Here is a 14180-nt window from a genome sequence, read left to right on the forward strand (position 1 = left end):
CATCCACCGTCCTGAAAGGACAGGTCAGTTGCGCAGACTGTCCGCGGCACTCGCGGCCGCGCTCACCACGAGCGCGATAGCGGCCACCCTCATCGGCACCCCCGCCCAGGCCACTCCCCCCTCCCCCACCACCATCGCGGCCGCCGCCGCCGAGGGCACCGAGGAGGGCGGCACCGAGGCCCCTCCCGGCCCGCTCGCCCCCCAGGAGCGCGAGCGCCAGTCGCTCCGCACCAAGGCACTGGAACAGCTCAACAAGGGCTCCGTCGCCAAGACTTCGCAGAAGCGGGCGCCCGCCAAGGTGAAGATCGGCAACGACTACGTCCAGCTCGCGCAGCAGCGCAAGGACAAGGTCTTCGTCATCCTCGCCCAGTTCGGCGACCAGGTGGACAACACCACCCAGTACAACGGCCAGCCCCGCTACGGCGGCACGCCGGGCCCGCAGCACAACACGATCCCCGCGCCCGGCAAGAGCGACAACCACACGCTCTGGAGCAAGAACTTCGACCGCGGCTACTACCAGCAGATGTTCTTCGACGACTCGCCCGGCGCGGTCTCGATGCGCAACTACTACCGCACCCAGTCCTCCGGCCGCTACGACATCGAGGGCACGGTCAGCGACTGGGTCACCGTGCCGTACAACGAGGCCCGGTACGGCAGCAACAAGGGCCCCCAGGGGTCCGGCGCCTGGACGCAGGGGCAGGAGTTCATCCGGGACGCGGTCAAGGCCTGGTACGACGGCGAGATCGCCAAGGGCCGTACCGCCGCCGACGTCAAGGCCGAGCTGGCCCAGTACGACGTCTACGACCGCTACGACCACGACAAGGACGGCGAGTTCAGCCAGCCCGACGGCTACCTGGACAACGTGGTCGTGGTGCACGCGGGCGTCGACGAGACCTGGGGCGGCGGCGCGCAGGGCGCCGACGCCCTGTGGGCGCACCGCAGCTGGGCCTTCCCGGACCCGGCCGGCCAGACCGGCCCGGCGGGCAACCGGATCGGCGGCGCACCGGTCGGCGACACCGGCCTGTACGTCTACGACTACGTGCAGGGCGGCGAGAACAGCGGCGTCGGCCTGTTCGCCCACGAGTACGGCCACAACCTGGGCCTGCCCGACCTGTACAGCACCAACGGCGGCGACAACAGCGTCAACTTCTGGTCGCTGATGTCCTCCGGCTCGTACCTCGGCAAGGGCAAGAACACCACCGGCGGCTACCCCGGTGACCTCGACGCCTGGAGCAAGCTGCAGTTCGGCTGGCTCGACTACGACGAGGCGCAGGCCGCCACCCGCTCCAGCCACGCGCTCGGCGTCAGCGGCTACAACACCGACCAGGCCCAGGCGGTCCTGGTGCACCTGCCCGACGGCACCACCAGCACCGAGCTGGCCGACCCGAACCAGGGCGCGAAGCACTGGTGGAGCGGCACGGGCGACAACCTGGACAACTCGCTGGCCCGGACGGTCGACCTGCGCTCGGTGACCGGCCCGGTCACGCTGACCGCCGCCGCCTGGTACGACATCGAGCAGGACTACGACTTCCTCGCCGTCGAGGCCTCCACCGACGACGGGAAGACCTGGAAGGCGCTCGGCGGCACCGTCGACGGCACGCCGATCGGCAACACCACCGCCAACACCCCGGGACTGAGCGGCACTTCGGGTGCCTACCGGCAGCTGTCCGTCCCGCTGGACGGGTACGCCGGGCAGCAGGTCCGGCTGCGCTTCCACGTCACCTCGGACGGCAACACGCACGGCCGCGGCGTGCTGGTCGACGCCGTCCGGATCGCCGCCGGTGACACCGAGCTGTTCGCCGACGGCGCCGAGAACGGCACGAACGGCTGGACCGCCACTGGGTTCTCCGTCGTCACCGGCCGCACCGCGGTCACCCAGCACCCGCGCGCCTACCTGGTGGAGAACCGCCGGTACGCGGGCTACGGCGCCTTCCTGAAGACCGGCCCGTACAACTTCGGGTACTCCGGCGTCGACGGCAAGAAGGACATCGTCGACAACTACCCGTACCAGGAGGGCGTGCTGGTCTGGCTCTGGGACACCGGGTACGGCGACAACAACACCAAGGACCACCCGGGCGGCGGGCTGATCCTGCCGATCGACGCCCACCCGACGCCGATCAGGTTCGCCGACGGCTCGCTGGTCAACGGCCGCGCGCAGACCTTCGACGCGACCTTCTCGCTGAAGCCGACCACCGCCTTCACCCTGCACAAGGCCGGCGTCCCGGTGCGGATCGGCTCCGAGCCGGCCGTCCCGGCCTTCAACGACCGCACCGGGGTGTACTCCGACCCCGCCACGCCGCAGCTCGGCGTGAAGGTGCCGGACACCAACACGAAGATCGAGGTCGTCCGCGAAGCCCAGGGCGGGCGGATCACCACCGTCCGGGTGGGCCCGGCCTCCTGACCCGGCTCCCCGGCGAAGGCCCCGACTCCCGCGCACGCGGCGGGAGTCGGGGCCTTCCCGCGTTCCGGGGTACGGGGGCGGGGCGGAGCGGGGGCCGGGCGGGACGGGTCAGAGCCGAGCGGGGCGGACCCGGGCAGAGCCGGGAAGAGCAGAGCCGAGCGGGAACACCAACCGGCCGCCCACCCGGGCGGCCGGAAACACCACCGGCGCGCCGCCGAAGCGACGCGCCGGTGGAACCCGGTCGAGCGTGGCCCTCGTGAGGTTCCCCGCCACGCCCGACCGGGCGTCAGTGGGAGGACTACCGCCGCAGCGGGCCCTCGCAGTTGTAGTCGGCGGTGCCGGCCTGGCCGGTGGGCCAGACGTCGACCTTGCCGAACCAGCAGTTCATGTCGGCCAGGTTGTTGGCGGCGCCGCCGCCCCGGCCGAGCAGGTAGGTGTCGACGGTGGCGGCCATGTCCGCCCGGACCCGGCCGGCGTCGGCCGCGTTGGTGAGGTTGGCGGTGATGCGACCCGAGCAGCTGAAGCGCATCTTGCTGTTCCAGTCGCCGTTGTCCTTGCAGACCGGGGCGTTCTGGGTCGCGGCGGCGAAGGCGGCCTGGACCTCGGAGGCCCAGGCGTACCGCAGGGAGCCGTTCGCGGCGTACTTGGTCACCGGGACGTAGAGCGAGTCGGCGAGCGGTATCTCGGCGTCCAGGTAGGCGGTGTACTCGCGCTGGAGCGCGGCGTCCCGGCCGAGGCGGTCGCGCCAGGCGTCGTAGCCGGCCTTGTCGTCGGCGCGCAGCAGGCGGTACATCTCGGCCAGCTGCTCGGGGTGCCTCTCCCCCAGCAGGTTGAAGAAGGTCGCCGCGTACGGGTAGGCCCGGAAGCCCTGGGAGGCCCAGGTGGCGTGCAGGACCTGGTCGACGGTCAGCCGCGGCTTCCGGTCGCGGTCGTCCCAGCCGACCTGGCGGACCATGTACTTGCGGGCCTTCACGCCGCCGTCGCGGGTGGAGCCGGCGAAGTACTCGGCGGTGCCCTCGTTCATGGCGAAGGTCTCCTCGCCGGGCCAGCGGAGGGTGTAGCCGTTCTCGGGGATGGCCCAGCGGGCGTTGAGGTAGTGGGTGTACTCGTGCCGGAAGAGCTCCTCCAGGCTGAAGTACGACTCGTCGCCGGTCCGCTGGTAGGTGAAGAAGGTGGAGCGCTCCTCGACGAACATCCCGCCGTTGTTGACGTCACCGATCCCGAAGAGCAGGTTCTGCAGGTTGATGTACCGGGACTTGGTGTCGTACAGCTGGATGTCGAGGGCCGGGTGGGTGTCGTCGGCCAGCGGCCGGTCGGTGCCCAGCACGCGGAAGAACTGGGCCTTGACCTGCTTGGTGGCGTAGTAGAGCTGGTCGGCGGTGGCCCGGTCGAGCGCGGTGTGGATGTTCAGGGTGCCGTTGTCGTAGCTGTACGTGTGGGGGAGGATCTCCCGCTCCACGTCGGCCCGGCAGACGTTGTACTGGCCGCAGGTCCCGAGCGCGTTGAGCGCCACGCCGAGGCTGGCCCAGGGCTTGCTGAGCCGGCCGAAGACATCGGTGACCTGGCTGAACGTCTGGCCGACCTGGTCGCGCAGACCGGACTTGAGCGCGTCGATCGTGGTGAACCGGCCGTACTCCAGCATCGCGTCGCCGGCCGCCCACTCGCTGGCGGTGCCCTTCAGGTGCCGGTAGCCCGCGTACGCCCGGAAGGCCTCGCGGTAGTCGGCGTCGGCGGTCACCGCGGCGCGGAACAGGCCCTGCGGGTCCTGGCCCTCGTTGTAGACGCCCTGGTAGTTGAGCTGCAGGGCGCTCAGGACCGCCCAGTTCCAGCCGTAGTCGCCGATGGCGGCGCTGCCGGGGGCGAACACCCCCAGGACGCGCTTGACCAGGGGGATCCGGCCGAGCCGCAGCGTGGGCGCGGTACCGGTCTGCAGCAGCTCGCCCATGACGCTGCCGTTGGCGGTGGTCGGCTCGAACACCCGGGCGTTGGCGGTGTAGCGGGTCATCGCCCGGTCGACGGCCGCCGTGGTGACGGCGTCGCGGATGTCGATCACGTCGTGGTAGTGGAAGTCGAAGAGCACCACGACGTGCAGGTAGTACCAGAGTTCCTTCTGGTTGAGGTTGTTGGCGCTGTCGAAGGACGGCGCCAGGTCGCTGATCCGGTCCGCCACCGCCCGGACGTGGGCGCCGGTCATCACCTTGGCGAACCGCGCGTCCCAGCTGCCCAGCAGCGGCAGCAGGCACTCCTCGTACGGGTTCCGGCGGTCGGCGAGGAAGTCGGCCAGCTCGCCCGGGGTGAACGCGCTGAAGCGCTCGACGGTGCAGGGCGCGGCCTGGTCGGCGGCGGCCGGCGCGGCCCCGGTCGGCGTCGCGGGCTGCGGCTCGGCGGTGGTCGGCTGGAGCGCCGCGGCGCCCGGCCAGCCCCCGGGGCCGGCCGCGAAGGCACCGGCCGGCGCGGTGGCGGGGTGTGCCACCGCGTCGTCGGGGCCGTACGCGGCCGATCCGGACGCCCCGGCCGGGGTGCCGGCGGGAGCGGGGACGGCGGCGGCCGGGGTACCGGCCGCCTGGGCGCTCTGCACGAGCGGCGCGGCCAGGGTCACGGCCAGCGCCACCGAGAGCATCGTGGTACGCATGCGTCGGGTTGAAGACACCAGAACTCCTGTGAGTGGGGTAATGAGCAGTCGGTGTCGTGCATGAACCTGGCGCGTGCCCGTGGGGGGTGGAGGTGGGGCACGCGCGAGGTCCGATCCCGGGGCGCGGCGGGGAGAGGTGTGCGCTCCGAAAGGACCGGCCGGGTGGAAGGGTCGGCCGGGCCTGGCCCGTACGGGCCCGCCGCGGAAGCGGTCAGGACGGCGGGCCCGTACGGGAGTCTGTGGGGCGGGGCTACCGTCGCAGCGGGCCCCCGCAGGTGTGGTCGGCGGTGCCCGCCCGGCCGTCGGACCGGACGTCGACCGTGCCGGACCGGCCGGTCACGGCTTCGACGTGGTCGGCGACGTCCTCGGTGGGGCCGAGGACAACGCGGTGCGCGGCGCGGGGAGTTGACACCGGTGCTCCTGATTCGGGGAGGAGTGGGGGTGGAGCGGGTGTGCGGCTGGAGGCGTGTCCTCGGACACACTCGGAGCCGCACCGCCTCGCGTGGGGGTGCAGGGCGGTGCGGCGGCGGGTGGGGCCGCCGGGGGCCTCAGTTCTCCGGGAAGTGGCAGGCCGCCTCCCGGTTGCCCGGGCCGGCGATCTGCAGCAGCGGACGCTCGGTCCGGCAGATCTCCTGGGCCTTCGGGCACCGCGGGTGGAAGCTGCACCCGGACGGCGGGTTGGCCGGGCTCGGCGGGTCGCCGAGCAGCACGATCCGCTCGCGCGCCCGCTCGGCGGCCGGGTCCGGCAGCGGCACCGCGGAGAGCAGTGCCCGGGTGTAGGGGTGCGCGGGGTTGCCGTACACCTGCGCCTTGTCGCCGATCTCGACGATCCGGCCGAGGTACATCACCGCGACCCGGTCGCAGACCCGCTTGACCACCGAGAGGTCGTGCGCGATGAAGACGTACGCCAGGCCCAGCTCGTCCTGCAGCCGCTCCATCAGGTTGACCACCTGGGCCTGGATGGAGACGTCCAGCGCGGAGACCGGCTCGTCGGCGATGACCAGCCGGGGCGAGGTGGCCAGCGAGCGGGCGATGCCGATCCGCTGCGCCTGGCCGCCGGAGAACTCGTGCGGGTAGCGGTCCAGGTGCTCGGGGATCAGCCCGACCAGTTCCATCAGCTCGGCGGCCCGCTTGCGCGCCTCGGCCGCACCGGTGCCCTGGACCAGCAGCGGCTCGGAGATGATCCGGGCCACCGTCTGGCGGGGGTTGAGCGAGGAGTACGGGTCCTGGAAGACCATCTGCAGGTCCCGCCGGTGCGGGCGCAGTGCGGCCTGCGACAGGCCGCCGATCTCGGTGCCGTCGAAGGTGACGGTGCCCGAGGTCGGGTCGAGCAGCCGGACGATCATCCGCCCGGTGGTGGACTTGCCGCAGCCGGACTCGCCGACCAGGCCGAGCGTCTCGCCCTTGGCGACGTCGAAGCTCACCCCGTCGACGGCGCGGATCGGGGAGCCGGGCCGGCCGGTGCGGCCGCGCTTGCCGGGGAAGGTCTTCACGAGGTCCCGCACCGAGAGGAGCGGCTCGGCGGAGCGCGGCCGGTCGGGCGACGACTGGGACGGCAGCGGACGGTCGGTCATGAGCGGGCTCCCAGCGGCACCAGCGGCAGGTGGCAGGCGGCCTGGTGGCCGGGGACGAGCGGGCCGAACGCGGGGCGCTCGGCCAGGCAGCGGGCGTGCTCCTCGGCGGTGGCGGCGGTGGTGCGGGCGCAGCGCGGGGCGAAGGAGCAGCCCGGGGCGGGGGCGATCAGCGACGGCGGGCTGCCGGGGATGGCCCGCAGCGGGGCGTCGTCGGTGTCGTCCAGGCGGGGCAGCGAGTCGAGCAGCCCGCGGGTGTACGGGTGCGCGGGGGCGCCGAACAGCCGGTCCACGGGGGCCTGTTCGGCGGCTCGGCCGCCGTACATCACCAGCACCTCGTGGGCGACGCGGGCGACCACGCCGAGGTCGTGAGTGATCATGACGACGCCGAGGCCGCGGTCCTGTTGGATGCGGGCGATCAGGTCGAGGATCTGGGCCTGCACGGTGACGTCGAGAGCCGTGGTGGGCTCGTCGGCGATCAGCAGGTCGGGTTCGCAGGCGAGCGCCATGGCGATCATGACGCGCTGGCGCATGCCGCCGGAGAACTGGTGCGGGTACTCGTCGACCCGGCGGGCCGGCTCGGGGATGCCGACCTCGCCCAGCATCTCCACGGCCCGCGCGCGAGCGGCCTTGCGGGAGGCCTTGAAGTGCACCCGGTAGTGCTCGGCGATCTGCTCGCCGACGGTGTAGAAGGGGTGCAGGCTGGACAGCGGGTCCTGGAAGATCATGGCGATCCGCCGGCCCCGGATGGTGCCCAACTGCCGCTCCCCCAGCCCGTTCAGCTCCTGCCCGGCGAGCCGGATCGAGCCGTTGACGGCGGCGCCGCGGTGCAGGCCCATCACGGCCAGCGAGGTGACGGACTTGCCGCTGCCGGACTCCCCGACCAGGCCGAGGGTCTGCCCGGCCTCGACGGTGAAGGAGATGCCGTCGACGGCCCGGACGGTGCCGCGCGGGGTGTCGAATGAGACTGCGAGATCCTCGACCTCCAACAGTGCCATCAGTACCTCACTCTCGGGTCGACCACCGCGTAGAGCAGGTCGACCAGCAGGTTCGCCGCGACGATGAAGAAGGCCGCGAGCAGGGTGACGCCGAGGATGACCGGCTGGTCGGAGCGGATCAGCCCGTCGTAGAAGAGCCGACCGACCCCGGGCAGGCCGAAGATGGACTCGGTGATGACCGCGCCGGCGAGCAGGCCGCCCAGGTCGATGCCGAAGATGGTCAGGATGGGGGTCATCCCGGAGCGCAGCCCGTGCTTGACCGTCACGGTCAGCGCGGGCAGGCCCTTGGCGCGGGCCGTGCGGATGTACGGCTCGGCCATCGTCTCGATCATCGAGTTGCGGCTCTGCCGGGCGTACGTGGCCGCGTACAGCAGGGCCAGCGCGATCCAGGGGAGCAGCAGGTTGGAGGCCCAGCCGAACGGGTCCTCGGTGAGGGCGTGGTACGACGGGTAGGGCAGCAGGCCGGCGGATCGTACGATGCCCCAGATCAGCATGATCGAGGTGAAGTAGACCGGCAGCGAGGCGGCTCCGACCGAGAGCACCGTCAGGACCCTGTCGGTGACGCTGCCCTTGCGCAGGGCCGAGGTGACGCCGGCGCCGAGGCCGAGTCCCAGCCAGAGCACCGCCGCACCGAAGGCCAGCGAGACGGAGACCGGCAGGCGGTCGGCGAGCAGGTCCCAGACCGGCAGCCCGTACTCGTACGAGTAGCCGAGGCACGGGAAGCCGCAGTGCACGGCGCTGGGGCCGCTGCCGTAGTCGCGGCCGGCGAAGATGCCGGCCAGGTAGCTGCCGAACTGGCTCCAGATCGGCTGGTCCAGGCCCATCGCCACCTTGACGGCGGCGAGTCGCTCGGGGCTGCACGTCTTGCCGCAGGCGGCCGCGGCGGGGTCGTTGGGCAGCAGGTAGAAGATGGTGAAGGTGATGGCGCAGATGGCGAGCAGGATGCCCGCGACGCCGATCAGCCGACGGCCGAGGTAGATGATCACGACCGGCCTCCCCGGGGGTCGAGGATGTCGCGCAGCGCGTCACCGAGCAGGGTGAAGGCGAGCACGGCGATGAAGAGGAAGACCGTCGGAATGAGGAAGTACGTCGGGTCGGTCTCGTAGTGGACGATGCTCTCGGAGATCATCTGCCCCCAGGACGCGGTGGGCGGACGGACGCCGACGCCGAGGTAGCCGAGCGCGGCCTCGGTGGCGATCATGCCGGGGATCAGCAGCGTGGTGTAGGCGATGATCGGGCCGGAGACGTTCGGCAGGATCTCCCTGGTGAGGATGCGCCAGGAGCGGGCTCCGCCGACCTTGGCCGCCTCGACGTACTCGCGGTGCTTGAGCGAGAGCGTCTGACCGCGGACCACCCGGGCGATGCCGGGCCAGCCGAACAGACCGATCACCAGCGTCATCAGCAGGATCCGGTTGACGTCCTTGGCCACCGACATCATGGCGATCATGAAGATCAGCGACGGGAAGGACATCGTGAGGTCCATCAGCCGGGAGAGCGCCGCGTCGATGCGGCCGCCGAAGTAGCCGGCGGCGATTCCGGCCAGGGTGCCGGCGACCACGACCACGGCGGTCGCGGTGAACGCGATCAGCAGCGACACCTGGCCGCCGTGCAGGACGCGGGCGAACAGGTCGCGGCCCGAGCCGGGCTCGACGCCGAGCCAGTGCCGGGAGCCGATCCCGCCGAAGGAGCCGATCGGCGTGCCGCCCATGTACGGGTCGACGGCGCGCTTGTCGAACTCTTCGGGGGTCCAGCCGCCGAGCGAACTCAACGGGCCGGCCAGAGCGGCCGACAGCACCAGCACGGCGACGGTGATCAGGCCGAACCGGGCCGAGCCCTTGGCCCACAGCTGGTCCCAGACCAGCCGCCAGGGCCCGCGCCCGGCGGCCTTCGCGGGGCCCGCCGCCGTGACCTCCACGGCGGCGGGCTCAGTGGTTGTACTCATCGGTGACGGTCCCTCAGCCCTGGCTCTTCGCGGGGTCCTTGAGGCCGACCACAGCCATGTCGATCATGCCGGCGAAGCCGGAGTTGCCGAACGCGCCGGCCACGTTGGTGCCGACCAGCAGGGGGCGGCGCTGCCACATCAGCGGGATGGCCGGGGCCTTCTTCACCAGGTCCTCGTCGAGCTGCTTCCAGGCGGCGTTGGCCTCGGCCAGGTCGGTCATGGCCGCGATCTGGTCCATCCGGTCCATCGTGGCCTGGTCCCGGAACTGGCTGTAGTTGCCCTGGTTGCCCTTCTCCTTGATGGTGCGGCCGTCGAAGAGGAAGGGCAGGAAGGTCGCGGCGGACGGGTAGTCCGGGCACCAGCCGTTGATGTACAGCTCGGGGGCGTTCTTGATGTCGCCGACGGCGTCGGCGACGGCGGACGCGTCCACGGTGTTGACGGTGACCTGGATGCCGGCCTTGGCCAGCGACTGCTGGAGCGCCTCACCGCGGCTCTTGTCGCCGATGGAGACGGTGAGCGAGACCTTGAGGTCGGTCTTGCCGGCCGCCTTGAGCAGGTCCTTGGCCTTCTGCGGGTCGCCGGCGGCCGGGATCTTCAGCGGGTCGGCCTTGACGCCGCCGGTCAGCGCGGGCGGCAGGAAGGAGGTCGCGACGTCGGCCATCGCCGGGCCGCCGAACGCGGTGACCTGGGCCTCGCGGTCGACCGCGTACATCATCGCCTCGCGGACCTTCGGGTCGTCGAAGGGCGCCTTGGCGTTGTTCAGGTACAGCATGTCGGTACAGCCGGTGCGCTCGGCCACCATGCGGGCCTTGACGTCCGCCTTGGGCAGCACCTTGGCGACGGACTCGTGCTGCATCCACGGCATCTCGACGGTGGAGGAGTCGGCGCCGTCGCTGGCGATGATCCGGTCGTCGACCTGGCCGCCCTTCAGACCCTGGGTGACCACGATCTTGTCCGGGTAGGCCTTGCGGACCGAGTCGGAGGCCTGGTCCCAGTTGGTGTTGCGGACCAGCACGAGCTGCTTGCCGCGGTCGTAGGACTCGATCTTGTACGGCCCGGAGGAGAACGGCCGCGAGTCGTACTGGGTGCCCTTCTCCTGCGCCTGCGGCACCGGGGAGAAGGTCGGCAGGGTGGCGGTGTACGAGAACTCGGCGACCGGGCGCTTCAGACGGAAGACGATGGTCTTGTCGTCCGGGGTCTCGATGCTGGACAGGTGCTCGCCGGTCAGCGGGCCCTTGTAGTTCTCACCGCCGGCCAGGTACTGGACGGCGTAGTCGGGACCACCGGTGAGGTCCGGGGAGAAGGACCGCTCGACGTTGTACTTGATGTCGGCGGACTTGATCGGGCTGCCGTCCTCGTACTTCAGACCGTCGCGCAGGGTGAAGGTCCAGGTCTTGCCCCCGTCGGAGGACTTGCCGAGGTCGGTGGCGAGGTCCGGGACGATCTCGCTGCCGGCGGCGCCCGGCTCGGCCTTGAACGTGACCAGGGTGCGGTAGATCAGCCGGGTGCCGAAGTCCATGTGCGGCAGCACCCAGTTGCGGGCCGGGTCGAGGTGGGCGAAGTCCTGGTTGGTCAGCACGGTGAGCGTGCCGCCCTTGACCGGGGTGCCGCCGACGATCGAGCCGGCCTCCGCGCCCGGACCCTTGGTGCTGCTGGCCGCGGTGTCGCCGGCCGTGTCGCTCTTGTCGTTCTTGCAGGCCCCGAGGCCAAGGGTGAGTGTCGCTGCGAGGGCCGCCGCGAGGGCGGCGTGGGTGCGCCTGGTCATGTGCAACTCCGCAGTGGGGGGCCGCCGTTGAGGCCCGTCGTCCGACCCCGGAGGTGATCCGGGGCCCGACCGGGGAGGGCGCCCTCAGCAGGCCTAGCCGCTCCACGGTGTGACCCGTAACATAGTAATGTGAAATTGCACTGCACAAGAGATGACGCATCCCGTTATCGAGCTGTGTCCCGTGCGACCCCGCCGCCCCGCATAGGAGTACCCCGGTGACCCTCCGTCAGACCGGCCTCAACACCAGCAGCCACGACCTGCCGACCTCCCCCGCGCTGGAGGCCTACATGGCCACCGCCTGGGCCCCCACCCCGCTCGTCGACGACCGGCGCGTCCCCGGCTACGCCGCCATGCCCGGACGCCGCGCCCGGCTCTCCGCCGCCTTCCCCGGCGAGCGGCTGATCGTCCCCGCCGGCGAGCTCAAGGTCCGCAGCAACGACGACGACTACCGGTTCCGCCCGCACACCGCCTACGCCTGGCTCACCGGCCTCACCGGCGAGGACCAGCCCGGCCACGTCCTCGTCCTGGAGCCCTCCGGCCCCGAGGGCCACGAGCCCGTGCTCTACCTGCGCCCGCGCTCCCCGCGCGGCGGCGCCGACCCCGTCCGCGGCGGCGAGTTCTACCGCGACCGCCGCTACGGCGAGTTCTGGGTCGGCCGCCGCCCCGACCTCGCCGAGGCCACCCGCCTCACCGGCCTGCGCACCGAGCACCTGGACGACCTCGACAAGCTGCTCACCGGACCGCAGCCCGCCACCCGCGTCCTGGCCGGCGTCGACACCGCCCTCGACGCCGCCACCGAGCGGCCCGGCTCACCCGAGCGGCGCGAGAGCGACGCCGCCCTCGCCTCGGTCCTGTCCGAACTGCGGCTGATCAAGGACGCCTGGGAGGTCGAGCAGCTCCAGCTCTCCGTCGACCACACCGTACTCGGCTTCCAGGACGTCGTCCGCGCCCTCCCCGCCGCCCTGCGCCACCCGCGCGGCGAGCGCTGGATCGAGGGCGTCTTCAACCTGCGCGCCCGCGCCGAGGGCAACGGCACCGGCTACGACACCATCGCCGCCTCGGGCGCCCACGCCTGCGTCCTGCACTGGATCCGCAACGACGGCGCGCTCGACCCGAACGCCCTGCTGCTGCTCGACGCCGGCGTCGAGACCGACACCCTGTACACCGCCGACATCACCCGCACCCTTCCGCTCGGCGGCACCTTCACCTCCGCCCAGCGCCAGGCGTACGACCTGGTCCTCGCCGCCCAGGACGCCGGCATCGCCGCACTGCGCCCCGGCGCGCGGTTCCGCGACTTCCACCTCGCCGCGATGCGGGTCTTCGCCGAGGGGCTCGCCGACTGGGGCGTCCTGCCCGTCTCCGCCGAGCAGGCCATCGCCGAGGAGAGCGGCCTCTACCGCCGCTACACGCTCTGCAGCAGCGGCCACATGCTCGGCATGGACGTCCACGACTGCGCCAAGGCCCGCACCGAGACCTACCTCGACGGCGTCCTGGAGGAGGGCCACGTGCTCACCGTCGAGCCCGGCCTCTACCTCCAGCCCGACGACGAGACCCTCCCGCTCGAACTCCGCGGGCTCGGCATCCGGCTGGAGGACGACCTCGTCATCACCGCCGACGGCGCCCGCCTGATGTCCGACGCGCTCCCGCGCACCGCCGCCGCCGTCGAGTCCTGGATGGCCGAGCTGCTCGGCTGAGCACCGCCGCACGGCCGGCAGGGGGTTCGGGCTCAGGCCACCTTGATCGTCCGATCCCCCTGCCGCACGGTGACCTCCACCTCGCCGCCGGTCGCCGCCGCGTACGCGCGCAGACACCACCGCGCCGCGCTTCAGCGGCGGGCCTGCTCCCACAGCTCCTTGACGAGTTCCGCGGCCGGCCCGCTGCGGGCCGCGCGGTGGCCGGTGCCGGCCCACAGGTGCATCGCCCCGGTGTCGGCGCGCCCGGCCGCCGCGGCCCGCAGCGGTTGGGTGAGGTGGTGCACCTCCGGGTAGGCCGCCGGCGCGTAGGGCTCGTACCGCTCGATGAACGCGTTGCGCAGGCCGCGTGCCGGACGGCCGGTGAAGGCCCGGGTCACCACCGTGTCCGGGAAATCGGTCAGGGCGGACCGGTGCGGCGCGGAAGCGCCGGACTCGTCCGCGCGCAGCAGCGCCGTCCCCAGCTGGACGGCCACCGCCCCGGCCCGCAGCGCGGCCGCGACCGCCGGGCCGTCGGCGATCCCGCCCGCCGCGATCAGCGGCAGCGCCGTCACCGCCCCGACGGCGGGCAGCAGTTCGAGCAGCGGGACGTCCCCCGGCCGGTCCGCCACGCCGTGGGTGGCCCGGTGCCCGCCCGCCTCCGGGCCCTGCACGCAGAGCGCGTCCACCCCGACCGCCTCGGCGCGCCGGGCCTCCTGCGGCGTGGTCACGGTGGCGACCTGGTGGGTACCGGCCGCCCGCAGCGCCCTCGCCTCCTCGGGCGAGGGCAGCCCGAAGGTGTACGACACCACGGGGACGCGCGCGTCCAGCAGCGCGGCGATCTTGGCGTCCCAGTCGTCGCGGTCCGGCGCGATCGTCGCGGGCAGTCGCACGCCCCACCGCTCGGCCTCCGGCAGCAGGTGCTCCCGGTAGGCGGCGACGGCCTGTGGATCGCCGGGCGCGGCGGGCACGAAGAGGTTCACGCCGAACGGCCGGTCCGTCAACTCGCGCACCCGAACGATCTGTTCGACCATCGCGGCGGCGCTCCGGTACCCGGCCGCGAGGAACCCGAGGCCGCCGGCGGCGTTCACCGCGGCGACCAGCTCCGGCGTGGTCGCCCCGCCCGCCATGGGCGCGGCGATGACGGGGACGGCGAGTTCGTCGAGGCGGACGGCCATTGCGGGTTTCCTCCACTGCGCGC

The 14180-nt window shown here is 72.5% G+C and carries 10 protein-coding genes; 2 read left to right on the forward strand and 8 right to left on the reverse strand.

The annotated features are described in order from the left end of the window. Nucleotides 1-28: 28 nt before the first annotated feature. Nucleotides 29-2401 (forward strand): immune inhibitor A domain-containing protein, encoded by a 2373-nt coding sequence (locus ACFVYI_RS18745; RefSeq protein WP_387886729.1) that lies wholly within the window; start codon nucleotides 29-31, stop codon nucleotides 2399-2401. 298 nt (nucleotides 2402-2699) lie between these two features. Here ACFVYI_RS18745 and ACFVYI_RS18750 read toward each other — a convergent pair whose 3' ends face one another. The 7 genes from ACFVYI_RS18750 to ACFVYI_RS18780 form a co-directional block, all read right to left on the reverse strand. After that, nucleotides 2700-5033 carry a collagenase gene (locus ACFVYI_RS18750; RefSeq protein WP_387886732.1) on the reverse strand — a complete coding sequence of 778 codons (2334 nt, stop codon included), beginning with the start codon at nucleotides 5031-5033 and terminating at the stop codon, nucleotides 2700-2702. Between the two features lie 250 nt (nucleotides 5034-5283). Then, the gene (locus ACFVYI_RS18755) at nucleotides 5284-5445 is read right to left on the reverse strand and encodes a hypothetical protein (protein ID WP_387886734.1); all 162 of its coding nucleotides are present in this window, start codon (nucleotides 5443-5445) and stop codon (nucleotides 5284-5286) included. A gap of 136 nt (nucleotides 5446-5581) precedes the next feature. After that, a complete protein-coding gene (locus ACFVYI_RS18760) occupies nucleotides 5582-6607 on the reverse strand; it encodes an ABC transporter ATP-binding protein (protein ID WP_387886737.1) in 1026 nt (341 codons plus the stop codon). After that, the gene (locus tag ACFVYI_RS18765; protein WP_387886739.1) at nucleotides 6604-7602 is read right to left on the reverse strand and encodes an ABC transporter ATP-binding protein; all 999 of its coding nucleotides are present in this window, start codon (nucleotides 7600-7602) and stop codon (nucleotides 6604-6606) included. Before ACFVYI_RS18765 ends, ACFVYI_RS18760 begins: the two co-directional genes overlap by 4 nt. Further along, nucleotides 7602-8588, reverse strand: a complete 987-nt coding sequence (locus ACFVYI_RS18770; RefSeq protein WP_387886741.1) for an ABC transporter permease — start codon at nucleotides 8586-8588, stop codon at nucleotides 7602-7604. The genes ACFVYI_RS18765 and ACFVYI_RS18770 overlap by 1 nt, the downstream gene beginning before the upstream one ends. Next, entirely contained in the window at nucleotides 8585-9544 is a 960-nt protein-coding gene (locus tag ACFVYI_RS18775) for an ABC transporter permease (RefSeq protein WP_387886743.1), read from the reverse strand. Before ACFVYI_RS18775 ends, ACFVYI_RS18770 begins: the two co-directional genes overlap by 4 nt. A 13-nt stretch (nucleotides 9545-9557) precedes the next feature. Further along, on the reverse strand, nucleotides 9558-11309 hold the full coding sequence (locus ACFVYI_RS18780; protein WP_387886745.1) for an ABC transporter substrate-binding protein: 1752 nt from the start codon (nucleotides 11307-11309) through the stop codon (nucleotides 9558-9560). A gap of 287 nt (nucleotides 11310-11596) precedes the next feature. Here ACFVYI_RS18780 and ACFVYI_RS18785 point away from each other — a divergent pair, with 287 nt between their 5' ends. Further along, nucleotides 11597-13003, forward strand: coding sequence for an aminopeptidase P family protein (locus ACFVYI_RS18785; protein WP_387886871.1), 1407 nt, complete (start codon nucleotides 11597-11599; stop codon nucleotides 13001-13003). A gap of 131 nt (nucleotides 13004-13134) precedes the next feature. On the opposite strand, the gene ACFVYI_RS18790 is transcribed toward ACFVYI_RS18785, so the two are convergent. Beyond that, nucleotides 13135-14157: a nitronate monooxygenase gene (locus ACFVYI_RS18790; protein WP_387886748.1), complete on the reverse strand. Its 1023-nt coding sequence runs from the start codon at nucleotides 14155-14157 to the stop codon at nucleotides 13135-13137. Nucleotides 14158-14180 lie beyond the last annotated feature (23 nt).

Source organism: Kitasatospora sp. NPDC058218 (assembly GCF_042882445.1).
Classification (GTDB): Bacteria; Actinomycetota; Actinomycetes; order Streptomycetales; family Streptomycetaceae; genus Kitasatospora.